Genomic DNA, 23,164 nt, shown 5'->3' with positions numbered 1-23,164 from the left:
AGTGGCGGGACCGCCGGTTCTTTTTTCCAGGCGCCGGGCGGTGCTTGCTTGACGTCCGCCGTGCTTGATCGGATCGCGGTTGTCCGGAGAGGAGCGACGACAATGGAACCCATCGCGGAACCCACTGCAAGCCACGACCTTTCCCGTTTCCACGCGGCGCAGGAGGCGATCTATCCGCAGGCGCTGGCAGAACTGAAAGGGGGACGGAAGGAGACCCACTGGATGTGGTTCGTCTTTCCGCAGGTCGAGGGGCTCGGCATGTCTCCCATGACGCAGCGCTATGCGATCCGCTCTGCCGGCGAGGCGCGCGCCTATCTTGAAGATCCGGTGCTCGGGCCGCGGCTGAGGGCGTGCGTGGAGGCGCTGCTTTCGGTCCCGGACCGCTCGGCGCGCCAGATCATGGGAACGCCGGACGACATGAAGCTGCGTTCGTCTCTGACGCTGTTTGCCGCCGTTGCCGACGACCCCGCGCTGTTCCAGAAGGCGCTCGCGCATTTTTATGGCGGGCAGGAGGATAGCCGCACGCTGGAGCAGCTTGCGAAGTGGTGACAGCGCTGCCCCCGCTCGATGCCGGTACCCGGTCCTGATTTTCGGTCCCACCGCCCTATCTCTCACCGGGACCGGCAGACAAGTGCGCAAATTTTGACCAGAACGGAAAAATTTTTTGCAATTGCTGCCTGCGGCCACCGTTTTCTGCGCTCCGCGGAGCGTCGAATTCTGCGATTTAGTTCCCATCACTTTCATGACCAGATACGGAGACCGACATGTCCTGGTTCAAGACCATCGCCACCGCCACCCTCGTGCAGGCAGCATTCCTGCTTCCGGCCACGGCCGGGGAGAACCTCGCCGCCGTCCAGTCCGCGGGCGTCCTCAAGATCGGCACCGAGGGCACCTATGCGCCCTTCACCTATCACGACACGAGCGGCAAGCTCGTCGGGTTCGACGTCGAGATCGGAGAGGCGGTCGCAGCCAAGCTCGGCGTGAAGGCGGAGTTCCTGGAAGGCAAGTGGGACGGCCTGATCGCGGGCCTCGACGCCAACCGCTATGATGCGGTGATCAACCAGGTTGGCATCACCGATGCCCGCAAGCAGAAATACGACTTCTCCGAACCCTACATCGCCTCCAAGGCCGTGCTGATCGTGCGCGCCGATGACGACAGCATCGCCGGCTTCGAGGGCTTGAAGGGCAAGAAGGCGGCGCAGTCGCTGACCTCCAACTTCGGCAAGCTGGCCGAGGCGAACGGCGCCGAACTCGTCGGCACCGACGGCTTCGACCAGTCGATCCAGTTGGTTCTGACCGGCCGCGCCGACGCCACGATCAACGACAGCCTGTCCTTCCTCGACTTCAAGAAGCAGAAGCCCGACGCGAACGTGAAGATCGCAGCCGAGCAGGCCAATGCCGAATACTCCGGCATCATCGTGCGCAAGGGCGAGCCGGAACTGGTCGAGGCGCTGAACAAGGCGCTGGCGGACATCAAGGCCGACGGCACCTACCAGAAGATCGCCGACAAGTATTTCGGCCAGGACGTATCGAAGTAAGTTCCTCCCAGACCCCCTCCCCGCAAGGGGAGGGGCACCCGATGCCGAAATCGAATTGCATCCCCTGACAAGAACCGCAGGCAGCACTCCCCGATATGATATCGGGAAGGATGACGCACATCGGTTCCCCTCTTGTGGGAAGGGGGCAGGGAGCGGTATTCCAGGAGGCATCCGGCTACATCGCGAAGAGTAGGAACGCCCTTGCCGCACTGGCTCCAACTGATGCTCGATTCGCTCGGTCCGCTGCTCTGGGCCGGGCTGAAGTTCACCATTCCGCTGACGCTGCTGTCCTTCGCCTTCGGGCTGGCGCTGGGGCTCCTGGTGGCGATCACCCGGCTATTCGCGCCGGGGCCGCTGGTGGCCGTCGCCCGTTTCTATGTCTGGATCTTCCGCGGCACGCCGCTGCTCGTCCAGCTGTTCGTCATCTTCTACGGCCTGCCGAGCATGGGCATCCTGCTCGATGCCTTTCCGGCGGCGCTGATCGGCTTCACGCTCAACATCGGCGCCTATTCGTCCGAGATCATCCGCGCGGTGATCGCATCGGTTCCGCGCGGACAATGGGAGGCGTCCTATTCGATCGGCATGAGCTGGGGGCAGGCGATGCGGCGCACGATCCTGCCCCAGGCCGGGCGCACCGCGGTCCCGCCGCTTTCCAACACCTTCATCTCGCTCGTCAAGGACACCTCGCTCGCAGCCGCGATCACCGTGCCCGAGCTGTTCCAGACCGCGCAGCGGATCGTCGCCACGACCTACGAGCCGCTGATCCTCTATATCCTCGCCGCCCTGATATACCTTGCCATGAGCTCGGTGCTCTCCGCCCTGCAGGTGCGGCTGGAGAAGCGCTTTGCCCGCTATGGCGGCTTCCTGGAGGCGCGCGCATGATCGAGCTCAGCCACATAGAGAAGCGCTTCGGCGACAACGTCGTCCTGAAGGATGTCAGCGTCGATATGGCGGAAGGCTCGGTCACGGCCCTCGTCGGCCCGTCGGGCGGTGGCAAGAGCACGCTGCTTCGCTGCGTCAACCTGCTCGAGATCCCGACGAACGGCTCGGTGCGCATCGGCGAGGAGGCGCTGTCCTTTTCGCCGGGTGGCAGGGTCGGCTGGTCGGATATCCAGCGGTTGCGGCGACAGACGGGCATGGTGTTCCAGAACTTCCAGCTCTTTCCCCACCGCACCGCGATCGAAAACGTCATGGAAGGGCTGGTGACGGTGCTGAAGTGGCCGGCGGCCCGTGCCCGTGCCCGCGCGCTCGAGCTTCTGGAAAAGGTTGGCATGGCGCACAAGGCAGACGCCTGGCCGGCGACGCTTTCGGGTGGCCAGCAGCAGCGCGTCGCCATCGCCCGCGCGCTCGCGCCGTCGCCGCGTGTGCTCCTCTGCGACGAGCCGACGTCTGCGCTCGACCCGGAACTCGCCGAGGAGGTGGTGGACGTGCTCGGCCGGCTTGCCCGCGAGGGCACGACGATGATGATGGCGACGCACGACCTGCGGCTCGCCTCCCGCGTCGCCGACAAGGTGGTCTTCCTCGACGGCGGCGTCATCGTGGAGAGCGGACCTCCTGCGAAGATCTTCTCCCGTCCGGAACGCGATCGCACCAAGCGCTTCATCGCCTCGCTGAACGTGGCTGTCGACTACGAAATCTGAACCGGCGGGACTGGCACGGAGCGAAAGCGAAAAGCAGGTTTGCTTTCGCTGATCGAGTCGGACATCGTTCCGCCATGCGCTATGAAACCGGCAAGCTCGATCTTTCGGCACTGCTCCTTCCCTGCTGCCGGGCGGGGGAGGCCCTGGCGCGACTGGACGAACGCGTATTGCGCTCGACGATCCGCGGCGGCTTCCTGGAGCGCCAGGATTTTCACGACGCGGCCGCTTCCCTCTGGGTCGACGGAGAGCTGGTCCATGTCGAGGATCTCGTCCTGCACGATGCGCGCATGGACGTGCGCACGCCGACCCACGAACTGACCATCGCCCATTCCGTCCTGCGCGCGCGGCGGCAGATCTTCGACCAGCCGCCGCTGTGGGCGCTCAGTGCGCCCGGGCTTGCACGGCTTCGCGGACGCGGGCAGGAGCCGGCATCCGCGCACATGCCGGACGCCGGCGGGCCAGTTCCGTCCGGGCCTGCCGCGCCCGTCGATGCCGCAAGCGAGCAGCCGGACGAAGTGGCCGAGGCCGGCTCGGGGATGGATTTCGCCGAGATCGATGCCCTGATCGCCCGCAGCAGCGCGATCCTCGACGGCGTCGCCTCGCCGCCCGCCCGAAAAGCCGCCTCCGAGCGCGATCCGCTCGTCTACGATGCCGACTGGGACGAGGAGGATCGGCTTTCGGAGTGGCGTCTCGTCGTGCAGGACACGGCGGGCCTGCCTCCGGTCCTGCGGGCGGCTCTGCTGCTCGACGCCTGGAACACGCTCCAGGTGCTTCAGCACATCCCCTGGCTCGGCCGCCAGCTCGTCGCAGCGTTCCTTCGGCAGGAGGGGCCGGCGGTGTCCCATCTCGCGGCCGTCAATGCCGGTCTCCGGTCGGTCCCGCGGGAGCGACGACATGCGCGCGACCGGCTCTCACGGCTCACAGCCATTCTCGAGGCGTTCGAGCTCGGTGCGGCGCAGGGGCTGAAGACGCACGACCGCCTGGTGCTCGCCAGACTGCAGCTCGAGCGTCGGCTGGTGAAGAAGCGTGCCCATTCGCGGCTTCCCCAACTCGTGGACCTGGTCATCGCCCGGCCTGTCGTCTCCGCGGGCATCATCGCCCGGGAACTGGGTGTCACGATCCAGGGCGCGCTCGGCCTCGCCTCCGAGTTGCAACTGCGGGAGATCACAGGGCGCGAGCGGTTCAGGGCCTGGAGCATTCTTTAGGCCTGATGTCGGGGCGCCGTCACCTTGCGATTTCCACATCGCGCAAGCCCGCCGGGCTCGACCTGCCGCCAAGGGCCGCTTAGGATCGCGCCGACACGAAAACGCCACACGGCACATCGCAGGGAAGGACGAACCCATGGCAACGCAAAAGGTGGCTCTCATCACGGCTGGCGGCAGCGGCATGGGGGCAGCGGCTGCAAGGCGGCTGGCATCGGACGGCTATCGCGTCGCGATCCTTTCGTCCTCGGGCAAGGGCGAGGCGTTGGCCAAGGAACTGGGCGGCGTCGGCGTGACCGGTTCCAACCAGTCCAACGACGACCTCAAGCGGCTCGTCGAGGTCGCCATGCAGAACTGGGGCCGTATCGACGCGCTGGTCAATAGCGCCGGCCACGGACCGCGGGCGCCGATCCTCGATATCACCGACGAGGACTGGCACAAGGGACTGGACGTCTACCTGATGAACGTGATCCGCTCCGTCCGCCTCGTCGCCCCGATCATGCAGGCGCAGAAGTCCGGCGCCATCGTCAACATCTCCACCGCCTGGACCTTCGAGCCGGCGTCGATGTTTCCCACCTCCGCCGTGTTCCGGGCCGGCCTCGCCTCCTATACCAAGATCTTCGCCGACACCTATGCGGCCGACAACATCCGCATGAACAACGTGCTGCCCGGCTGGATCGACAGCCTTCCCGGCACCGCGGAACGGCGCGCCAGCGTGCCGATGCAGCGCTACGGCAGCAGCGACGAGATCGCCGCGACGATCGCCTTCCTGGTGTCGGAGGGTGCGGGCTACATCACCGGGCAGAACATCCGCGTCGACGGCGGCCTGACGCGGGCGGTGTGATTTGCGGGGCTCGATGGGAACCTTGCTGAAAGCGCTGATCGGCCCTCTCCTGGCGATGCCGCTGTCGGGAACGGCGGCGGCAGAGACGGCGTGGCAACCGGTGGAGCAGGTCAAGACCTATGCGGTCAGCGGCTCGACCGGCATCGAGCTCTACCGCTCGATCGGAGAGCACGGTCCGAAGGTCGGCGTCGGGCGGGCGATCGCCTTCACCGATTTCAAGCTGACCTGGACCCGCCGCTACGAGCCGCGCGACGGCGGCTGCGTCATCACCACCAACCGGCCGAAGCTTATCATCACCACCATGCTGCCCAAGCCCTCCGGCAAGCTGCCGGCGGCGCTCGGCGCGCGCTGGGAAACCTTCATCGCCGGCGTGCGCACCCACGAGCGGGTGCATGGCGAGTTCATCGTCGATCTTGTGCGGCAGATCGAGGACTATTCGATCGGCCTGACTGTCGCCGACGATCCGGATTGCCAGAAGATCCGCAAGGTGCTGACCCGGCGGCTCGGCGAGTTGTCGCAGGAGCAGCGCGGGCGCAGTCGCGATTTTGACCGCACGGAGCTCAGCGAGGGCGGCAACGTGCATCAGCTGATCCTGGACTTCGTCGGCGGCGGCTGACGAGCACGCCCCCTGGTCGCCCGCAAGAATTTCTTCCGCAAAATCCGAGAGATGCGCTAGCATCATGCCTGCCGCGGGTGCACGCCCCCGGCGGAACGCGTGCCGGGGGGAGCCGTGCGATGGCCGGGGAGCAAGCGCAGATCGTCGAGATCGCCGACTACCTGGCCTATCGGGGCGGGCCGTTCTTCGAGTTGCAGAAGCGGCTGGGGCTCCTGCGCCGCGACGCCCTGAACGCTCGGCGACGCGCACTCATCTATGTCGCCATCGCCTGGCTCGTTCCACTCGTGCTCGCACTGCCGGACAGCCTCCGGCTGCGGCCGTTCGGTATGACCTACGTCACGGATGTCGGCTTGTGGGGGCGTTTCGTGTTGGCGATCGGCGCCGTCGTCCTCGCCGAGGAGCAGGTGGAGGAGCGGCTGCGGGTGAAGCTGCGGCACTTTGCGGCGGCGCCCCTGATCACATCGGAATCGATGCCCTTGGCTGCCCGCGCGGTGAACCGGGCACTGCGCCTGCGGAACTCGCGTATCGCCGAGGCCGTCTGCCTCCTGATCGCCTACGCCCTTTCCGTCTGGGCGCTTCGATACGAGCTGAAAGGCGACAGCTACTTCTGGGCGGCCTCCAGCAGCGAGGCGGGCCGGCACATCACGCTTGCCGGGTGGTGGGCGCTGTTGGTGAGCCTTCCGCTGTTCTGGTTCCTGGTCCTGCGCGGCTTCTGGCGGCACTTCGTCTGGGCGCAATTGCTGCGCGCCATCGCCAGGCTGGAGCTCAGGCTGGTGGCAAGCCACCCGGACGGCAAGGGCGGCCTTGCCTTCCTGGCCGACTATCCGAACGCCTACATGACCTTCATGTTCGGCCTGAGCTGCGCGCTTGCGGCAAGCTTCGGCCAGCACATCAGCGCTGAGACCTTGTCGGTCAAGATGCTGACGACCGTCATGGGGGTCTGGCTCGTCGTCGTGCTCGGTTTCTTCGCCTATCCGCTCTCGGCTTTCGCCCGGCCGCTGCGGCGGCTCAGGGAAGACACGATGCTGGCGGCGGCAGCACTTGCGACGCAGCGCCAGCGACAGGACGAGCGCAAGATCCTGTCGCGCAACATAGTCGCCGACGGCACGGCCGAGCCGCCTGCCGACGCGGACATACCCGATCCGGCAAAGCTCTTCGAGGCGGCGAGGAAGCTGAAGGGCGGGCTCCTTTCGCGCAGCGCCGTGCTTCCGCTCTCGGCGATGGCGCTCTTGCCGTTTGCCATAGTCGGGCTCACCCAGATCTCGTTCGAGGACGTCCTGTCCCTCGTCAAGAAGCTGCTTCTTCTGTGATCCCGCAGCACAAGGCCGGTCGCCTGCCGCAAGTTCCGTAGCTCGTGACGCAAACATAAATTCCCGGTTCGATTATCAATTTGAAAATATTGCCTTTTACTGGCTGAAATCGACCTTTTTCCGCTTCCGGGGCTTCTCGGCAGGGGGCGGCCGGAAAGGGGCTGTTAACCTTTATTTTCTATTCCCGACGCAGGGGTTTTCACAGCTTCCGCCAGTTCCAGCGTTGCAGGTTTCCATGCGTCTTTCCCGAACGATCTCGTCGAATGTCAACGATCAGTCCGCAAGCGGCGAGGAGGGCGGCGATGGACTGCGGCCGACGCCGCATGTGACGCTGCCCGGCATGACGGTGACGGGTGAAGTCAAGGCGGATACCGACCTGCCCGCCTGGCAGAGCGCCTTTATCCTCGGCCCCAATGTCCGCTTCACCCGGACGCCGGAAAGCGCCTATGCGCGCAAGCACGCCGAAGCTCCGGAAGAGAAGCAGGAAGCGGTCGCCGCTGCCGGGATGGAGCAACAGCAACCCACGACCGTCGAAGCCGAAAAAGCTGCGGCACCCGCGGACGATCCGTCGCGCGCCGATATCGACGGTGCCGCCATGCGCAAGATCGAGGGCGCCGGGCGGGTTCAGCCGGCCGCACCCGCCGAAGCTGGCAAGCCTGTGCTGCCGTCCGCAAGTGTCGCCGGCGTGGTGGACAATCACGGCGCGCTCGCGCTCTATCTGCGGCTGAAGCGGGAAATGGCTGAGGCGAGCCGCCAGCCGGAACAGGGACGGTCGACCGCAACGATGGCGGCCGCGATTTTTCCTGCCGCTGCAAATCCGAAAGCGGCCGCAAGCGTCATAACCGTCAGCCCCGGGCCATCCGCTCCGACGCAGCAAGGCGCCTTCGGCCTCCATATCTCCGACCATGCCCTGTTCGACACGATGTGCCTCGATGTCGATCTCGCAGGCTTCGCCCCCGCACCCCGCCTCGCAGTCCCGACCTTCCATATCGGTCCGGAGACGGCGGCCTCCCTCTATCGCGAGGTGAGCATCCGCGGCCGGCACGTTGCATCGACCACGGCAGCCACGCCCGCGCGCGCCATGTCAGCCTCCCGTCCGGCCGCGCCTGCAGGCCGAACCATGCCGGAACGAAATGCGCTTCCCGCCGCCCCGAGGCCGTTCGTTGCCGTTCGCAAAACGGACACATCGCGGGCGCCGCAACTGGCATCACCAGTCCCGAGCAAGGCCGTGGTGGATAAGCCTGCTGCGAATACGCAGGGTGTGCCCAGGGCAACAGGGACCGCAGTTGCACCCGTCCCGAACCCGGCGACGCACACAGCAGTTCCGCTGGTAAAGGATGCCGCCGCGCCCGGCTACATGCCGCTTTCGGCCCTGCCGTCGCTCGCCGCCTTCCAGCTCGGCCCAGTATGGGCTGCGTCCTCGACCACGACGATTTCGCTCGGTCCGTTGTCCCCGGCTTCCACCGGCGAGGCAGCCGATGCTCAGCAAAGCGTCGAGCCGAACCTGGTCGCCGCCGACTCGGCGGAGGCGGATCGCCGCGCCACGGCCATGGTGCCGGCCGCGCCGGTGCCTGCCGCCGCCCGCGCTCCGGTCGCCTCGCGCTCGCTTCCCCGCTCCGGCCTCTTTGCCGCGGCGGACGTCAATCCGGACTACGAATTCCCTCCGGTCGATCTGTTGCAGCAGCCCGCCGACGAGCAGGCGCACACGATGACGCAGGAGGCGCTGGAACAGAGTGCGGGCCTGCTCGAGAGCATCCTCGAGGACTTCGGCGTCAAGGGCGAGATCATCGACGTGCGCCCGGGCCCGGTCGTCACCCTCTATGAGTTTGAGCCGGCGCCGGGGGTCAAGTCCTCCCGCGTGATCGGCCTCGCAGACGACATCGCCCGCTCCATGTCGGCACTGTCGGCGCGTGTCGCCGTCGTCCCCGGCCGCAACGTCATCGGCATCGAGCTGCCGAATGCCGTGCGCGAGACGGTCTATTTCCGCGAACTGATCGAGTGCGAGAGCTACTGGGAGACGAAGTTCAAGCTGGCGCTTTGCCTCGGCAAGACGATCGGCGGCGAGCCTGTCGTGGCCGAGTTGGCAAAGATGCCGCACCTGCTCGTCGCCGGCACCACCGGCTCGGGCAAGTCGGTCGCGATCAACACAATGATCCTGTCGCTGCTCTACCGGCTGAAGCCGGAGGAATGCCGCCTGATCATGGTCGACCCGAAGATGCTGGAGCTGTCGGTCTATGACGGCATCCCGCACCTTCTGACCCCCGTCGTCACCGATCCGAAGAAGGCGGTGATGGCGTTGAAGTGGGCGGTGCGCGAGATGGAGGATCGCTATCGCAAGATGTCGCGGCTCGGCGTGCGCAACATCGACGGCTTCAACGCCCGCGCCGCCGCCGCCCGCGCCAATGGCGAGACGGTGATGTGCGACGTGCCGAAGGGCTTCGACCGTTCCACCGGCGAGCCGACCTACGAGCAGGAGGAGATGGACCTCACGCCGATGCCCTACATCGTCGTCATCGTCGACGAGATGGCCGACCTGATGATGGTCGCAGGCAAGGAGATCGAAGGGGCGATCCAGCGGCTGGCGCAGATGGCGCGCGCGGCCGGCATCCACCTGATCATGGCCACCCAGCGCCCGTCGGTCGACGTCATCACCGGTACGATCAAGGCCAACTTCCCGACCCGCATCTCCTTCCAGGTCACCTCCAAGATCGACAGCCGCACGATCCTCGGCGAACAGGGGGCCGAACACCTGCTGGGGCAGGGCGACATGCTGCACATGGTCGGCGGCGGCCGCATCGCCCGCGTCCATGGGCCATTCGTCTCGGATGCCGAGGTCGAGCAGGTCGTCGCCCACCTGAAGGCGCAGGGGCGCCCGGAATATCTCGGCACCGTCACCGAGGATGCCGACGAGGAGGAGCCGGACGAGCCGGAAGACACCGCCGTCTTCGACAAGTCGGCGATGGGCGAGGAGGACGGTAACGACCTCTACGAGAAGGCGATCAAGGTGGTCATGCGCGACCGCAAGTGCTCGACCTCCTACATCCAGCGCCGCCTGTCGATCGGCTACAACCGCGCCGCGTCGCTGGTCGAGCGGATGGAGCGCGACGGTCTCGTCGGCCCGGCCAACCATGTCGGCAAGCGCGAGATCCTGAACGGAAACCGCGAGAGCGCGGTCCCCGTCGAGACGGTCGACGACGAGGATTGATCGCGCTTCCGCCGACGCCGTCCGACGTCCGAGAACCCCGGCCCGATCTTGCCCACCGTGCGGTGGGGACGGGATCGGGCGAACGGTTCAGTCCCGGGCGCGATAGGCGTCGGGGATCACGAAGACCTCGTCGGCGCGGGCGTAGCCGCCGTCCTTCACCTCCTCGATGAGGACCATCGTGTGCGGGCGTGCAGCCTCGGAAAAGTACTCGACGAGCATCTCCGTCGCGCGGTGAACGATCTCGGCCTTCTGCGCGCGGGTGAGTGCGGCTTCCGGCACCTTGATGTTGACGAAGGGCATGGAAACGTCCTTTCTCGGATCGGGTTGCGGGAGGGCGTCAGACGACGCCGCCATTGGCGCGGATCGTCTGGCCGTTGACCCAGCCGCCGGCCGGGCTCGCCAGAAAGGCGACGACAGAGGCGATGTCGTCCGGCTGGCCGAGACGGCCCATCGGGTTCATCTTCGTGATCGCCTGCACCTGGGCCTCGTTCTTGCCGGTCATGAAGAGATCGGTCTGCACCGGCCCCGGGGCTACGGCATTGACGGTGATGCCGCGCGGGCCGAGTTCCTTGGCGACGATATGGGTCATCGCCTCGACCGCCGCCTTGGTCGCCGCATAGACGCCATAGGTCGGCTGGTACAGGCCGACGACGCTGGACGAGAAGCTGATGATGCGCCCGCCGTCGCGCAGGCGCTTGCCGGCCTCCCGCATGCCGCGGAACACGCCGCCGAGATTGGTCTGGACCTGCTGCTCGAAGCTGTCGTCGTCCACATCGGAAAGCGGCGAAAGCGTCATCATCCCGGCATTGTTCACCAGGATATCGACCGCGCCGAAGGTGCTCTCGGCAATATCGAACAGGTCTGCGATCCCGGTGCGGCTGCCGATGTCGGCCTTTGCCGCGACCGCGCGTCCGTTCGCAGCCTCGATGCTGCTCACCACCGCGTCGGCCGCATGGCTGTTCGTGGCATAGTTGACGACGACGGCGATGCCGTCTTCCGCCAGCCGGCAGGCGATGGCCGCGCCGATGCCCTTCGAGGCGCCCGTGACGATGGCGGTTCGTTGCTGACTGTTTGTCATGGCTTTCTCCTTCTTCGATGCAGACGAAGTAGGGCAGTTGCCGCCAGCGAACAATTTCCTATTATTTGACATCACAATTCGCGAATGCCGAACAATTTGCCATGGACCGCCTGGACCGCATGCAACTCTTCGCCCGCATCGTCGAACGCCGCAGCTTTACGGCGGCGGCGGCGGACTTCAATCTCGCCCGATCGACGGTGACCGAGGCCGTCAAGCTTCTGGAACGAAGCCTCGGCGTCCGGCTGCTCGAGCGCACCACGCGACATGTCGGCCCGACGCTGGACGGCCAGGCGTTCTACGAACGTTGCGTGGCGATCCTGTCGGAGGTGGAGGAGGCCGAGAGCCTGTTTCACGAGGCAGAACCCCGCGGGCTCCTGCGGATCGACGCCCACCCGCTGCTGACGCAGACCTTCCTCCTGCCGCACCTGAACGCTTTTCTGGACCGCTATCCCCTGCTCGACCTGCAACTTGGCCAGGGCGACCGGCTGGTCGACCTCGTCCGCGAAGGCGTGGATTGCGTCATTCGCGCCGGCGAGCTCGGCGACAGCAACATGATCGCCAGACGCCTCGGAACGATCACGGAAATCACCTGCGCGAGCCCGGACTACCTGGAGCGGCACGGGATGCCGCGAGCGCCGGCCGATCTCGACGGCCACCTCGCCATCGGCTTCGTTTCTTCCCGCACGGGGCAGGTCATGCCGCTGGAATTTCAGGAGGGCGGCGAAATCAGCCATGTCCGGCTGCCGTCGCGCATCACGGTCAACAATTCCGACACAATGGCCGACTTGGCGCGTCTCGGCTACGGGCTCATCCAGGCGCCGCTCTACCGGCTGAAGCAAGACCTCGAGCGGGGCAGCCTCGTCGAAGTCCTGCCGGGCCATCGGCCTTCGCCGACGCCGTTGTCGGCGCTCTATCCGCAGAACCGTCACGCGGCCCCGCGACTGCGCGTGTTTCTCGATTGGGCGATCGAGCTTTTTCGCAAGGTGGATCTATAAGGGAGCCCCCGCAACGCGGCTAAGTCACCCCCGAAACAAGGGAAAACCGTACCGCGATGCAGGGGGGAAGGGCGGCTACTTGCCGCCCGCCTCGGCGATGGCCTTCGTCAGGCTGCCGGTTGCCGGGTAGAGCGGGATCAGGCAGGCCTGCAGGGCATGGTAGATGTCGCCCTTGCCGGCGAAGAGCGTGTAGCTCGGGGCGAGGTCTTCGTTCAGTTCCTCGTGCCAGCCGCCGCGATCCTGGTCGATGAAGTGGCGGGAAATGCCGTCCCAGATGCGGCGGTACCAGGTCTCGTGGAATTCGCTCGGCAGATGGTCGCAGAGGAAGGCGGCAGCACCGGCGCCCTCTGCCATCGGCCACCAGAGCTTTTCACGCCTGGCGGGCTGGTCGTTCCAGTCGAGCGTATAGAAGAAGCCGCCCTTGTCCTTGTCCCAGCCGAGTTCGACCGACTGCGAGAACAGCGCCCTGGCCGCTTCGGGCATCCAGTCGTGCTTCCTGCCGCCCAGCGCCCAGAGCTGCAGGACCAGCCGCGCCCATTCCAGCCAGTGGCCGGGCGTCGTGCCCGACGGGCGGAACATCTCGTTGCCGGTATAGCCCTTGTCCACCGCCCAGTTCTCGTCGAAATGCTCCGGGACCCGGAAGCCGTTTTCTCCTGCCTTGCGGCGGATGACCAGGTCGGCGATGCTCTCGGCTTTCTTCAGGTAGGCGTTGTCGCCGGTCGCCTCGAAGGCGGCCATCAGGGCTTCCGTCAGGTGCATGTTGGAGTTCTGGCCGCGATAGCCGGGCACGGCCGACCAGTCGTCCGCAAACTCCTCGGCGATCGCGCCATGCTTCTCTTCCCAGAAGCGGTCGTTGAGCACGCCCGTGACGTCGGCGATCAACCGGTCGGCGTCCGGGTGCCCCGCCACCTTCGCGCTCGAGGCGGCGAGCAGGACGAAGGCATGGCCGTAGCCCTGCTTGGTGGCGTCGAGCAGGCCGGAATTGTCGAGCGACCAGTGATAGCCGCCGCGCTCGGCGTCGCGATGCTTTTCCCAGAGATACTTCATGCCGTGGTCGACGATGTCGTCGGAGCCCGGGCGGCCGAGCAGGCTGCCGATGGCGAAGCAATGAACCATGCGCGCCGTGGAATGGATGCCGCGGATGGGATTGCCGGCATTGAGCGGCCGGCCCTCGACGTCGAGTTCGTAAAAGCCGCCGTTCGGATTGAACGTGCGGTTCTGGAAGAAATCGAAGAGGCGGTTCGCCTGGTTCCACAGCCACTCGCGGTGATAGGCGCGGTTGCGCCAGGCGAGATCGAGCTGTCCGTTCGTACCCATATTCGTACTCCTCGTGCTTTCTTCGGCCGCCGACGACAGACGTGCTGCCGGCTGCCAGAGCAGTCCTTCGCCACCGCGGCGTGAGCGTCGCGCGCACGGTTCTCGGTTGGCGAAAGGTTCCGGCTGGCCTCGACAGAATGGGGGGCGAGTTATGGCCCAGAACGGATGGGAGGGCAAGTTTGGAGAGGCTACATCACTGACCCAATATATTATTTACAGCTCATATACGTTCGCGTAGAGTTCGCCGATACTTGGGCCGCCAATTGGGACGATGGCCCGGGCATCCCGAATACTGCAGCGAAAATCTTCATTTACAAGTTCGGTCACGCCTCACGTGACCGGGTGCGTACGAATTCGCTTTCGACGCATCATGTCCATGAAATCCGCCCGGCGCGAAGTCGAACGGCATAGCCTGAGATGCGTAGCCGGGCGAGCAGGGGAGCTTTCGGCGATGAAATACAGCACGCGCATTCTTTCTCTCACGATCCTGTTCGGCGCCGCCGGCGCCGCCGTCGCCGCCGTCGCCGCCGGTTCCGCGGCCGCCCAGGACGCGATCTCCGCGCCGGCGCAGAAGACGGTCGGCGCCCATTCGCAGCAGATGGTGCCATCGCTGGCGGTCATCAACTCCGGAGGAGCGAGCCTTGCCGACGGAAAGCTGACGATGACGAACTTCGGCCCGAGCACTATCGTCTTTGCCGATCGGCCCGTCCGCGCGGCGGGTCATGTTCCGACGGCCCAGTTCATCGGTCAGTGGGACGAGGGCAAGGACAGCTTCGCCAAGGATCCGCCCAATGCGACCATCTCGGTCTTCGGCCGCGACGGACAGTCGGTCCAGGATGCTGTCGTCGTGCTGAAGGCGCCGAAGCTCGAAGGCAATGTCCTGACCTTCGACGTTTCGGTGCTGGAGGGAGAGATTGCCGGCGCTGACGGGCCTGCATCGCTGTTCATCGACTGGTTCGCGGCCCGTGGCCCCCATGGCGGCGCCGTCGTCGCCGGCGGCGGATGGCGGCATGCGCCGGTCTGGCATGGCGGATGGTATGCGCATCCCGCCTACTACGGTGCGGGGGTGGCGGCGGGCGCGGCGATCGGGGCTGCGGCCGTGGCGGCCCGGCCGTACTACTACGCGCCGCCACCGCCATGTGGCTACTACCCCTATCCGCCGTGCTATTGAGGGGGCGGTCCCGCGCTGAGGTCCGATTCCCGGCCGGATCCAGCTGTCTCCGATTCCGCGACAAGCCAGTTGCGGAAAGCCGCCATCGCCGGCGTCATCGTCCGGGACTGCAGCCGGGTCAGCCAGTAGCTGCCGACCGGCACGCTGATGTCGAACGGCTGCACGATCGCCCCTGACGTCAACTGACGTTCGAACATCGACGGCGGCGCCAGGCCCACGCCGGCGCCCTGCAGGATGGCCTCCATCATGGCAAGCGAGGTGTCGAAGACAATGCTGCTGTGACGTTGGACGGCGCGCGGCAGTTTCGCCGCCTCGAACCAGCGGATCCACTCGTCGGGGCGGTAGGAGCGCAGCAGCGTGCGGCCGAAAAGGTCGGACGGCTGGCGCAGCTCGCGCGCGATATGCGGGACGCATAGTGCCGACAGCGGGGCTGCGAACAGCCCTGCCGCCTCCGTCCCGTGCCAGGCCCCGTCGCCGAAGCGGATCGCGAAATCCAGCCCCTCCGCTGCCAGATCCACGCGGTTGTTGTTGGTCGACAGCCGAAGGTCGATGAAGGGATGGCGCTCGGCGAAGCCTGCAAGCCGGGGCAACAGCCAGCCGACGGCGAAGGTTCCGACCGCACCGACCGTCAGGATCTCGCGGATCTTTTCGCCGCGAAGGCGCTCGACCGCCGCGGCCATGCGATCGAAGCTGTCGCGCAGGACCGGGAGCAGGCTCTCGCCCTCCGGCGTGATCATCAGCCCGCGCGGCAGGCGCTTGAACAGCACCATGCCGAGTTGGTCCTCCAGCCCCTTGACCTGGTGGCTCACGGCCGCCTGCGTCACGTTCAGCTCGATGGCCGCCCTGGTGAAGCTCAGGTGCCGGGCGGAGGCCTCGAAGGCGCGAAAGGCGTTCAGCGGCAGATGTGGCCGTACCATGGCTTCCCCCAGTTTTTCTAATGCCAGATCCCAGTATTCCTCCTTTGCCCAACCGTCAAACCGCTGGTAGCACTCTGTCGAAACATTGCGAACGGAGGAAATTCGATGAAAATCTATTTTGCCTATCTCGGCGTTCTCGCAGCCGTCGGCCTGGCTATGCCGGCGCAAGCCAAGACAATTTGTACGGTCGTGGCTGACGCCGCCACCGGCACGGCGCTGGTCGAGCAGGGAAATTGCGCCGAGCGCTACACGCCGGCCTCGACGTTTAAGGTGGCGCTCAGCCTGATGGGCTACGATTCCGGCTTCCTGGCGGACGCTCATGCGCCGAAGCTCCCCTTCCGCGAGGGTTATGCGGACTGGGGCGGCGAGAACTGGACGCAGGCGACCGATCCGACGCGGTGGATGAAATATTCCGTCGTCTGGTTCTCGCAGGTGATGGCGCAATCGCTGGGGGAACAGAACCTTCACCACTACGCGGTGAAGTTCGGCTACGGCAATGCCGACTTTGGTGGCGATCCCGACAAGAACAACGGGCTGGAGCGTGCCTGGATCTCCTCTTCCCTGAAGATCTCGCCGCTCGAGCAGGTTGCCTTTCTCCGCAAGCTGGTGAACCGTGAACTGCCGGTCTCGTCCCGCGCGACGGACATGACGATGAAGATCATGGAGACGACGGAACTGCCGGACGGCTGGACCGCAAAGGGCAAGACCGGCATGGCCTATCCGCGCAAGCAGGACGGCGCATTCGACTATGACCACCCGTGGGGCTGGTATGTCGGCTGGGCAACGCGGGGCGAACGGACACTGGTGTTCGCACGGCTGGTGCAGGAAGAGAAAAGGCAGAAGGGTTCGGCGGGCGCCCGCGTCCGCGATGGGCTGTTCAAGGAGTTTCCGTCGCTGGTGCCGACGGAGTAGACGTCGTTGCCAGACGACATTCGGCAAGGGAGATCGTCATGGCCACCGTGGCACTGTTTCATTCCGTCTATGGCCTTCGCCCGCTGGAACGGGAGGCAGCTCGGCGTCTTCGCGCCGGCGGGCATCAGGTGGTGACGCCCGATCTCTATGCGGGCCGGGTGGCCGCAACGGTGGAAGAGGGGTTCGCCATCAAGGACGAGATCGGCTGGGGGATCTTGTGCGAGCGGGCGGCCAGCGCCATTGCCGACCTGCCGGCGGATGCCGTTCTCGGTGGTTTCTCCATGGGTGCCGGCATTGCCGCAAGCCTCTGGCCCGACAGGCCGCAAGCAGCCGGCGTCCTCCTGCTGCACAGCATTACCGAAGTGCCGGCAAATGCCTGGCCGGGCACTCCGGTCCAGGTCCACCTCGCCGATCCGGACCCTTACGAGCCGTCCGACGAGGTCGCGGCCTGGCGCGCCGCAGTTGCCGGATCGCCCATCCGGCTGGAGGTGTTCACCTATCCGGGTGCGGGGCACCTCTTCGCCGATGTGACCCTGGCCGACCATGACGCCGGTGCCGCCGCCCTGATGTGGGAACGCGTCGACCGGCTGCTCGCCCCGCTCTGAAGGCGGCCTGGTAATCAACTGCGCAGGCCCGGCGCCTCCTGGCCCGTGCGCGCCACATATTCCGTATAGCCGCCGCCATACTGGTGGATGCCGTCGGGTGTCAGTTCCAACACCCGGTTCGACAAGGCGGCGAGGAAATGACGGTCGTGCGAGACGAACAGCATCGTGCCTTCGTATTGCGAAAGCGCCTTGATCAGCATTTCCTTGGTGTCGAGGTCGAGGTGGTTGGTCGGCTCGTCGAGCACGAGCAGGTTCGGCGGATCGAACAGCATCCGCGCCATCACCAGCCGCGCCTTCTCGCCACCGGAAAGGACCCGGCACTTCTTCTCCACGTCGTCGCCGGAAAAGCCGAAGCAGCCTGAAAGCGCACGCAGCGGCGCTTGGCCCGCCTTCGGGAAGGCCTCCTCGAGCCATTGGAGGATGGTGCTGTCGCCGTCGAGCAGGTCCATGGCGTGCTGGGCGAAATAGCCGAGCTTGACGCCGGCGCCGATTGTGATGCGGCCCTTGTCCGGCTCGGCCGAGCCCGCCACCAGTTTCAGCAGCGTCGATTTGCCGGCGCCGTTTATCCCCATGATGCACCAGCGCTCGCGCCGGCGGACCATGAAGTCCAGGTCTTCGTAGATGGTCCGGCTGCCGTATGTCTTGTGAACGCCCTTGATGTTGATCACGTCCTCGCCCGAGCGCGGTGCCGGCAGGAAGTCGAAGGCGACGGTGTGGCGGCGGCGCGGAGGCTCGACTCGATCGATCTTGTCGAGCTTCTTCACCCGGCTCTGCACCTGGGCCGCATGCGACGCGCGCGCCTTGAAGCGCTCGATGAACTTGATCTCCTTGGCCAGCATCGCCTGCTGGCGTTCGAATTGGGCCTGCTGCTGCTTCTCGTTCTGCGCCCGTTGCTGTTCGTAGAAGGCGTAGTCGCCGGAATAGGTGGTGAGCGATCCGCCGTCGATCTCGATGATCTTGCCGACGATCCGGTTCATGAATTCGCGGTCGTGCGAGGTCATCAGCAGGGCGCCGTCATAGGTCTTGAGGAACTCTTCGAGCCAGATCAGGCTTTCGAGGTCCAGGTGGTTGCTTGGCTCGTCGAGCAACATCGCGTCCGGCCGCATCAGAAGGATACGCGCCAGCGCCACGCGCATCTTCCAGCCGCCGGAGAGCTTGCCGACGTCGCCGTCCATCATCTCCTGGCTGAAGCTCAGGCCCGCCAGGACCTCGCGTGCCCGGCCCTCCAGCGCATAGCCGTCCAGTTCCTCGTAGCGCGCCTGCACCTCGCCGTAGCGCTCGATGATCCGGTCCATCTCGTCGAGCTTGTCGGGATCGACCATCTCGGCTTCCAGCGCGCGCAATTCGGCTGCGACCTCGCTGACCGGTCCCGCACCGTTCATGACCTCGGCAACGGCGCTGTGTCCGCCCATCTCGCCCACGTCCTGGTCGAAATAACCGACGGTGACGCCCTTCTCGGTGGAGACCTGCCCCTCGTCGGGGATCTCCTGCTGGGTGATCATCCGGAACAGCGTGGTCTTGCCGGCGCCGTTCGGGCCGACAAGTCCGATCTTCTCGCCCTTGTTGAGGGCGGCCGATGCCTCGATGAAGAGAAGGCGGTGGCTGTTCTGCTTGCTGACGTTCTCGATACGTATCATCTGGCGGCGCGTTCCGTCTGTTGCGGCGCCGTCATGTCATGGATCGCGAAACCGGTCGCGATCCATCAAAGCACCATTGGAAGGCTGCCAGATACATCAGCAGATCGCGCAGCACCAGCCCCGGCGGGGCGGATGGCATGGCGCCCGGTGCTAGCTCTTTTCGGGAATGCGGGCGATCGCCTTGATCTCGAAGTCGAAGCCCGACAGCCAGTTGACGCCGATCGCGGTCCAGTTCGGATAGGGTGGGCCGCCAAGCACGCCCTCGCGAACCTTCATGATGGTGTCTAACTGGTTGGCCGGGTCGGTGTGGAACGTCGTGACATCCACCACGTCGTCGAGCGTGCAGCCGGCGGCGGCGAGGACGGCGCTCAGGCTGTCATAGGCGAGCTGTACCTGGCGTTCGAAGTCGGGTTCCGGTGTGCCGTCCTGGCGGCTGCCGACCTGGCCGGAGACGAACAGCAGGTCGCCGGAGCGGATGGCCGCCGAATAGCGGTGTTTTTCATAGAGGCTATGACGATTTTCCGGAAAGATCAGTTCGCGCTGCATTGGTTCTCTTCCTTCAGTTGTCGGTCATTGTTTCGGGTGCGCATCGTCTGCTTGGATCCCCGCGTGGGGCTTCCCATGAACGAAGCATATTGATATACGTCGCGTATGTAGAGATATTGGCATACGTTGCGTATGTCAATCCATATACGTAATGTATCTGAATAAATGGAGTCCGAGTTGGTAGCGAACCGGCGTTTGGAAATGATGGAGGAGACTCGCGCCAAGTTGATCCAGGCAGCGCGCAAGGCGTTCGCCGAGAAGGGCTACGCGAACGCCTCGATGGACGATCTGACCGCCGCTGCGGGGCTGACGCGCGGTGCCTTGTACCATAATTTCGGCGACAAGCGCGGGCTGCTCCAGGCCGTGGTGGATCGCATCGACGGCGAGATGGCGGCGCGCGCGAAGGCGATCGGGGACGCAGCCGGAGATGACTGGCAGGGTCTTCTGGAAGAAGGAAGGGCCTATATCGAGATGGCCTTGGAGCCGGAGGTGCAGCGTATCGTGCTGCTCGACGGACCGGCGTTTCTAGGCGATCCGTCGCAGTGGCCGAGCCAGAACAACTGCCTGCAGGCGACGCTCGCCAAGGTCCAGGGCCTGGTTGCGGAGGGCCGCCTAAAGCCGGTCGATCCCGAGGCGGCCGCGCGGCTTCTGAACGGCGCCGCCTTGAACGCCGCGCTCTGGATCGCGGCCAGCACCGAGCCTCAGGACGTCCTGGCGAAGGCACTCGAAGCATTCCGTTGCCTGGCGTCCGGCCTTCTTGCGAAAGCCGATTGAGCGAGGGCGGAGACGCGGCCGCGCATCAGTTCTTGATGTACCAGCCCCAGGGCTCGTCGCTCTCAAACGCGGTGATCTGCTTCGTCTCCAGATAGTTCGCGAGACCCCAGCGGCCGAGCTCGCGGCCGATGCCGGACTGCTTGTAGCCGCCCCACGGGGCCTCGGTGAAGGTCGGCTGCGAGCAGTTGATCCAGACGATCCCGGCGCGGAAGGCCCGGGCGACGCGCTCGCATCTGACACGGTCCTTCGACATGACCGCAGCCGCAAGCCCGAAGCGGCTGTTGTTGGCCATGCGGATCGCGTCTTCCTCGTCGCGGAACGGCTTCACGCAGACGACGGGGCCGAAGATCTCTTCCTTCCAGACGAAGCTGTCCTCGGCCATGTCGGTCAGGATCGTCGGCTCGAGGAAATAGCCGGTGTTCAGCCCGGCCGGACGCTTGCCGCCGCCGGCAATGGTCGCGCCCTCCTGCCTGCCGCGCTCGATCGCTGCCAGCACCTTGTCATATTGTCCCTTCGATACCAGCGGCCCGAGCAACGTACCGTCAGCAAGCCCGTTGCCGATCCTGATTCTTGCCGCTTCTTCGACGAGCCGCTCGAGCAGCGCCGGATAGAGGCTCTCCTCGACCAGCACGCGCGAGGTCGCCGAGCAGACCTGGCCCTGGTTCCAGAAGATGCCGAACATGATCCATTCGACGGCCTTGTCGATATCGCTGTCGGCGAAGACGACGAAGGGCGACTTGCCGCCGAGCTCCAGGCTGATGTTCTTGATGTCGCGCGCCGCCGCCGCCATGATCTTCGCGCCCGTCGGCACGGAGCCGGTGAAGGCGAGCTTGTCGACGCCGGAATGCTCGGAGAGCGGCTGGCCGGCATCGGCGCCGAGGCCGGTGACGATGTTGAGCACGCCTGCCGGCAGGCCGGCCTCTTCGACGATCGCGCCCAGCTCCAGCGCGGTCAGCGGCGTCAGTTCCGAGGGCTTGAGCACCATGGTGCAGCCTGCGGCGAGCGCTGGCGCCACCTTCCACGACGCCATCAGCAGGGGATAGTTCCACGGAATGATGGCGCCGGCGACGCCGACCGGCTCCCGCACCACCTTCGACGAGAAGCGCGGTTCGGTGAGCACGATCGTCTCTTCGGGATGCTCGTCCATCTCCTCGGCCAGTCCCGCATAGAAATTGAAGCAGCCGGCGGTGTCCTCCATGTCCCAGATCGCCTCCGGCAGCGGCTTGCCGTTGTCGCGCACTTCCAGACGGGCGAGCTCTTCCTTGCGGGCCAGGATGATGTCGGCGATGCGGCGCAGGCAGCCGGCGCGCTCCTTGCCGGAGAGCCTCGGCCAGGGGCCGTGATCAAAGGCGTGGCGGGCGGCTCGGACCGCGTGGTCTATGTCCCGGGCTGTGCCGGCCGGCGCCTGGAAGATCGTCTCTTCCGTTGCCGGGTCGATGACCGGGAAGGTCCCGCCCTCGGCAGGGGCAGCCCATTGTCCGTCGATGAAAAGCTTGTCGCGCATGCTCGTTCCCACCTGCGTTTGTTCCGTCTTGCGCCGGTGCCGGCGCCACCTTCCCGGTCAGGATGCCCGCGCCCCGATGGACGGGGCCCCCGCCACCTTCAGGATCTCCTCTGCGGCCCGGGTCGCACCGGCCGCCGCCTGCATCGTCTTAGCATTGGCCTTCAATCGTCCCGCCATCGCCTTGTCGGCGACGAGATCGGTGATGGCGGCGGCGAGCCCGCCGTCGCTCCAGCCGTAGCGATCGAGTTTCCGGCCGACGCCGGCCTCAGTCGCGCGGGTGGCGTTGTCGTGCCCGTCCCAGCAGTAGGGCATGACGAGCGAGGGCACGCCGAAATAGAGGGCCTCGCAAAAGGAGTTGTTGCCGCCGTGATGGATGAACAGGCTCGCCTGCGCGACGACCGAGGGCTGGGGAAACCAGCTGTCGATGAAGACGTTGTCCGGCACCTCGCGGTACGCGTCGCGCCAGTGGCCGGCATTGACGAGGAAGCGGCAGGGCAGGGTGGAAAACACCTCGATCATTCGCGTCATCATCACTACGTCCATTGCCCCGAGCGAGCCGAAGCTCGTCAGCACCAGTGGCGCGTCGTTGTGGCTGGCAAACCGCGGCGGCTCATAGGGCGCCTCGTGGCGCACGCATCCGTCGAGAAAGACGAACGTCTGCGGGTCGAGCGGGGCCTGCCGCCGGTGGCGAATGATCTCCGGCGCCAGCAGCAGGTTCAGCCACGGCGAGGCGGAGAGAAAATTCGAGGTCTCCGGCGGTTTCAACCCGCACTCGGCGAGGAAGGCGGAAAAGCGCCGATAGGCCGGCCCCGTAACCCGCTCGTAGGCTCTCTCGAATTTCTGCCAGCCGGGGCCCGGCGACCCGCCGCAGCCGGAGAGATAGGGCGGCACGTTTTCGTCCGGCACTTCCGTCTCCGCGCAGGAAACGACGCGGATCCACGGCACGCCGGCATTGGCGATCGCCGGGAACATGACGACGTTGTCGAGCACGATCGCATCCGGCTTCAGCCGCGAAAGCAACTGGCGTAACGGCTCCTCGACACGGATCGCCGTGTCCACGATCGCGTCCCAAGTCGGGCCGACATAGCTTTCCAGCTGTTCGAACGGGGACTGCCGGAAAGCGTCCTGGTGGCGCTCGATGAAATCGTTCCAGTCGGTCGGCGGCCCGGAGGCGTCGTCGGCGAGCTGGTATTCGGGAAAGCCGCACTCGGAAAAAACGCCGGAGAAACCCGGATGACAGATAAACACCGGTCGCGCGCCGAGCCGCCGCAGTTCCTGGGCGATGCCCACGCAATTCAGCGCCGCGCCGAAACTCGCTTCGGGAAAGAGGGCTATCGTGCTCGGCGCTGCCAT

22 protein-coding genes are annotated in these 23,164 nt (G+C 65.9%); 14 read left to right on the top strand and 8 right to left on the bottom strand.

Translation table 11 applies throughout. From position 1 onward, the window contains the following. Positions 1 to 102: 102 nt before the first annotated feature. From GGQ64_RS17280 to GGQ64_RS17240, 9 genes are all read left to right on the top strand, one after another. Positions 103 to 549 (top strand): DUF1810 domain-containing protein, encoded by a 447-nt coding sequence (locus tag GGQ64_RS17280; protein WP_183806560.1) that lies wholly within the window; start codon positions 103 to 105, stop codon positions 547 to 549. A gap of 215 nt (positions 550 to 764) precedes the next feature. Further along, positions 765 to 1,538, top strand: coding sequence for an amino acid ABC transporter substrate-binding protein (locus tag GGQ64_RS17275; protein ID WP_183806559.1), 774 nt, complete (start codon positions 765 to 767; stop codon positions 1,536 to 1,538). A gap of 201 nt (positions 1,539 to 1,739) precedes the next feature. Beyond that, the gene (locus GGQ64_RS17270; protein WP_183806558.1) at positions 1,740 to 2,420 is read left to right on the top strand and encodes an amino acid ABC transporter permease; all 681 of its coding nucleotides are present in this window, start codon (positions 1,740 to 1,742) and stop codon (positions 2,418 to 2,420) included. Further along, positions 2,417 to 3,178, top strand: coding sequence for an amino acid ABC transporter ATP-binding protein (locus GGQ64_RS17265; protein WP_183806557.1), 762 nt, complete (start codon positions 2,417 to 2,419; stop codon positions 3,176 to 3,178). The genes GGQ64_RS17270 and GGQ64_RS17265 overlap by 4 nt, the downstream gene beginning before the upstream one ends. Positions 3,179 to 3,252: 74 nt before the next feature. Further along, positions 3,253 to 4,383: an RHE_PE00001 family protein gene (locus GGQ64_RS17260; RefSeq protein ID WP_183806556.1), complete on the top strand. Its 1,131-nt coding sequence runs from the start codon at positions 3,253 to 3,255 to the stop codon at positions 4,381 to 4,383. A gap of 136 nt (positions 4,384 to 4,519) precedes the next feature. After that, positions 4,520 to 5,224, top strand: a complete 705-nt coding sequence (locus tag GGQ64_RS17255) for an SDR family oxidoreductase (RefSeq protein ID WP_183806555.1) — start codon at positions 4,520 to 4,522, stop codon at positions 5,222 to 5,224. A gap of 13 nt (positions 5,225 to 5,237) precedes the next feature. Beyond that, positions 5,238 to 5,840 carry a DUF922 domain-containing Zn-dependent protease gene (locus tag GGQ64_RS17250; RefSeq protein WP_183806554.1) on the top strand — a complete coding sequence of 201 codons (603 nt, stop codon included), beginning with the start codon at positions 5,238 to 5,240 and terminating at the stop codon, positions 5,838 to 5,840. A 119-nt stretch (positions 5,841 to 5,959) separates the two neighbouring features. Continuing rightward, positions 5,960 to 7,150, top strand: coding sequence for a hypothetical protein (locus GGQ64_RS17245; protein WP_183806553.1), 1,191 nt, complete (start codon positions 5,960 to 5,962; stop codon positions 7,148 to 7,150). Positions 7,151 to 7,385: 235 nt separating this feature from the next. After that, positions 7,386 to 10,355 (top strand): DNA translocase FtsK, encoded by a 2,970-nt coding sequence (locus GGQ64_RS17240; RefSeq protein WP_183806552.1) that lies wholly within the window; start codon positions 7,386 to 7,388, stop codon positions 10,353 to 10,355. A gap of 87 nt (positions 10,356 to 10,442) precedes the next feature. On the opposite strand, the gene GGQ64_RS17235 is transcribed toward GGQ64_RS17240, so the two are convergent. Both GGQ64_RS17235 and GGQ64_RS17230 read right to left on the bottom strand, forming a co-directional pair. Next, on the bottom strand, positions 10,443 to 10,655 hold the full coding sequence (locus GGQ64_RS17235; RefSeq protein ID WP_183806551.1) for a tautomerase family protein: 213 nt from the start codon (positions 10,653 to 10,655) through the stop codon (positions 10,443 to 10,445). A gap of 37 nt (positions 10,656 to 10,692) precedes the next feature. Further along, on the bottom strand, positions 10,693 to 11,433 hold the full coding sequence (locus GGQ64_RS17230) for an SDR family oxidoreductase (protein WP_183806550.1): 741 nt from the start codon (positions 11,431 to 11,433) through the stop codon (positions 10,693 to 10,695). 101 nt (positions 11,434 to 11,534) lie between these two features. On the opposite strand from GGQ64_RS17230, the gene GGQ64_RS17225 reads away from it, so the two are divergent. Then, the gene (locus tag GGQ64_RS17225; protein ID WP_183806549.1) at positions 11,535 to 12,428 is read left to right on the top strand and encodes a LysR family transcriptional regulator; all 894 of its coding nucleotides are present in this window, start codon (positions 11,535 to 11,537) and stop codon (positions 12,426 to 12,428) included. A gap of 75 nt (positions 12,429 to 12,503) precedes the next feature. Here GGQ64_RS17225 and GGQ64_RS17220 read toward each other — a convergent pair whose 3' ends face one another. Next, a complete protein-coding gene (locus GGQ64_RS17220) occupies positions 12,504 to 13,745 on the bottom strand; it encodes an AGE family epimerase/isomerase (protein WP_183806548.1) in 1,242 nt (413 codons plus the stop codon). Between the two features lie 451 nt (positions 13,746 to 14,196). Here GGQ64_RS17220 and GGQ64_RS17215 point away from each other — a divergent pair, with 451 nt between their 5' ends. Continuing rightward, positions 14,197 to 14,916: a hypothetical protein gene (locus tag GGQ64_RS17215; protein ID WP_246422741.1), complete on the top strand. Its 720-nt coding sequence runs from the start codon at positions 14,197 to 14,199 to the stop codon at positions 14,914 to 14,916. Here GGQ64_RS17215 and GGQ64_RS17210 read toward each other — a convergent pair. Then, on the bottom strand, positions 14,910 to 15,833 hold the full coding sequence (locus tag GGQ64_RS17210; RefSeq protein WP_183806547.1) for a LysR family transcriptional regulator: 924 nt from the start codon (positions 15,831 to 15,833) through the stop codon (positions 14,910 to 14,912). The two genes, GGQ64_RS17215 and GGQ64_RS17210, sit on opposite strands and share 7 nt — an antisense overlap. Before the next feature lie 105 nt (positions 15,834 to 15,938). Here GGQ64_RS17210 and blaOXA point away from each other — a divergent pair, with 105 nt between their 5' ends. Together blaOXA and GGQ64_RS17200 are read left to right on the top strand one after the other, a co-directional pair. After that, positions 15,939 to 16,745 (top strand): class D beta-lactamase, encoded by an 807-nt coding sequence (blaOXA, locus tag GGQ64_RS17205; protein WP_183806546.1) that lies wholly within the window; start codon positions 15,939 to 15,941, stop codon positions 16,743 to 16,745. Between the two features lie 38 nt (positions 16,746 to 16,783). After that, the gene (locus GGQ64_RS17200) at positions 16,784 to 17,350 is read left to right on the top strand and encodes a dienelactone hydrolase family protein (RefSeq protein WP_183806545.1); all 567 of its coding nucleotides are present in this window, start codon (positions 16,784 to 16,786) and stop codon (positions 17,348 to 17,350) included. Positions 17,351 to 17,364: 14 nt separating this feature from the next. Here the strand turns inward: GGQ64_RS17200 and GGQ64_RS17195 are convergent, their stop codons facing one another. Both GGQ64_RS17195 and GGQ64_RS17190 read right to left on the bottom strand, forming a co-directional pair. Then, positions 17,365 to 18,987, bottom strand: a complete 1,623-nt coding sequence (locus tag GGQ64_RS17195; protein ID WP_183806544.1) for an ABC-F family ATP-binding cassette domain-containing protein — start codon at positions 18,985 to 18,987, stop codon at positions 17,365 to 17,367. A gap of 150 nt (positions 18,988 to 19,137) precedes the next feature. After that, positions 19,138 to 19,533, bottom strand: a complete 396-nt coding sequence (locus GGQ64_RS17190) for a RidA family protein (protein ID WP_183806543.1) — start codon at positions 19,531 to 19,533, stop codon at positions 19,138 to 19,140. A 201-nt stretch (positions 19,534 to 19,734) separates the two neighbouring features. Between GGQ64_RS17190 and GGQ64_RS17185 the strand changes: the two genes are divergently transcribed. After that, the gene (locus tag GGQ64_RS17185; RefSeq protein ID WP_246422740.1) at positions 19,735 to 20,307 is read left to right on the top strand and encodes a TetR/AcrR family transcriptional regulator; all 573 of its coding nucleotides are present in this window, start codon (positions 19,735 to 19,737) and stop codon (positions 20,305 to 20,307) included. A 25-nt stretch (positions 20,308 to 20,332) separates the two neighbouring features. Here the strand turns inward: GGQ64_RS17185 and GGQ64_RS17180 are convergent, their stop codons facing one another. Together GGQ64_RS17180 and GGQ64_RS17175 are read right to left on the bottom strand one after the other, a co-directional pair. Further along, the gene (locus tag GGQ64_RS17180; RefSeq protein WP_183806541.1) at positions 20,333 to 21,811 is read right to left on the bottom strand and encodes an aldehyde dehydrogenase family protein; all 1,479 of its coding nucleotides are present in this window, start codon (positions 21,809 to 21,811) and stop codon (positions 20,333 to 20,335) included. A 57-nt stretch (positions 21,812 to 21,868) separates the two neighbouring features. Then, positions 21,869 to 23,164 (bottom strand): nucleotide disphospho-sugar-binding domain-containing protein, encoded by a 1,296-nt coding sequence (locus tag GGQ64_RS17175; protein ID WP_183806540.1) that lies wholly within the window; start codon positions 23,162 to 23,164, stop codon positions 21,869 to 21,871.

The sequence above is a fragment of the Mycoplana azooxidifex genome (genome assembly GCF_014196765.1).
GTDB classification, from domain to species: Bacteria; Pseudomonadota; Alphaproteobacteria; order Rhizobiales; family Rhizobiaceae; genus Mycoplana; species Mycoplana azooxidifex.
The sequence above is the reverse complement of the archived record's forward strand: the minus strand, read 5'-3'. Positions and strand labels throughout refer to the sequence as shown.

Bases quoted from the DNA above. Each gene is read 5' to 3' on its own strand.
- GGQ64_RS17280 (WP_183806560.1), top strand. From the start codon at position 103: ATGGAACCCATCGCGGAACCCACTGCAAGCCACGACCTTTCCCGTTTC.
- GGQ64_RS17275 (WP_183806559.1), top strand. From the start codon at position 765: ATGTCCTGGTTCAAGACCATCGCCACCGCCACCCTCGTGCAGGCAGCA.
- GGQ64_RS17265 (WP_183806557.1), top strand. From the start codon at position 2,417: ATGATCGAGCTCAGCCACATAGAGAAGCGCTTCGGCGACAACGTCGTC.
- GGQ64_RS17260 (WP_183806556.1), top strand. From the start codon at position 3,253: ATGCGCTATGAAACCGGCAAGCTCGATCTTTCGGCACTGCTCCTTCCC.
- GGQ64_RS17255 (WP_183806555.1), top strand. From the start codon at position 4,520: ATGGCAACGCAAAAGGTGGCTCTCATCACGGCTGGCGGCAGCGGCATG.
- GGQ64_RS17250 (WP_183806554.1), top strand. From the start codon at position 5,238: ATGGGAACCTTGCTGAAAGCGCTGATCGGCCCTCTCCTGGCGATGCCG.
- GGQ64_RS17245 (WP_183806553.1), top strand. From the start codon at position 5,960: ATGGCCGGGGAGCAAGCGCAGATCGTCGAGATCGCCGACTACCTGGCC.
- GGQ64_RS17240 (WP_183806552.1), top strand. From the start codon at position 7,386: ATGCGTCTTTCCCGAACGATCTCGTCGAATGTCAACGATCAGTCCGCA.
- GGQ64_RS17235 (WP_183806551.1), bottom strand. From the start codon at position 10,655: ATGCCCTTCGTCAACATCAAGGTGCCGGAAGCCGCACTCACCCGCGCG.
- GGQ64_RS17230 (WP_183806550.1), bottom strand. From the start codon at position 11,433: ATGACAAACAGTCAGCAACGAACCGCCATCGTCACGGGCGCCTCGAAG.
- GGQ64_RS17225 (WP_183806549.1), top strand. From the start codon at position 11,535: ATGGACCGCCTGGACCGCATGCAACTCTTCGCCCGCATCGTCGAACGC.
- GGQ64_RS17220 (WP_183806548.1), bottom strand. From the start codon at position 13,745: ATGGGTACGAACGGACAGCTCGATCTCGCCTGGCGCAACCGCGCCTAT.
- GGQ64_RS17215 (WP_246422741.1), top strand. From the start codon at position 14,197: ATGAAATACAGCACGCGCATTCTTTCTCTCACGATCCTGTTCGGCGCC.
- GGQ64_RS17210 (WP_183806547.1), bottom strand. From the start codon at position 15,833: ATGGTACGGCCACATCTGCCGCTGAACGCCTTTCGCGCCTTCGAGGCC.
- blaOXA (WP_183806546.1), top strand. From the start codon at position 15,939: ATGAAAATCTATTTTGCCTATCTCGGCGTTCTCGCAGCCGTCGGCCTG.
- GGQ64_RS17200 (WP_183806545.1), top strand. From the start codon at position 16,784: ATGGCCACCGTGGCACTGTTTCATTCCGTCTATGGCCTTCGCCCGCTG.
- GGQ64_RS17195 (WP_183806544.1), bottom strand. From the start codon at position 18,987: ATGATACGTATCGAGAACGTCAGCAAGCAGAACAGCCACCGCCTTCTC.
- GGQ64_RS17190 (WP_183806543.1), bottom strand. From the start codon at position 19,533: ATGCAGCGCGAACTGATCTTTCCGGAAAATCGTCATAGCCTCTATGAA.
- GGQ64_RS17185 (WP_246422740.1), top strand. From the start codon at position 19,735: ATGATGGAGGAGACTCGCGCCAAGTTGATCCAGGCAGCGCGCAAGGCG.
- GGQ64_RS17180 (WP_183806541.1), bottom strand. From the start codon at position 21,811: ATGCGCGACAAGCTTTTCATCGACGGACAATGGGCTGCCCCTGCCGAG.
- GGQ64_RS17175 (WP_183806540.1), bottom strand. From the start codon at position 23,164: ATGGCAGCGCCGAGCACGATAGCCCTCTTTCCCGAAGCGAGTTTCGGC.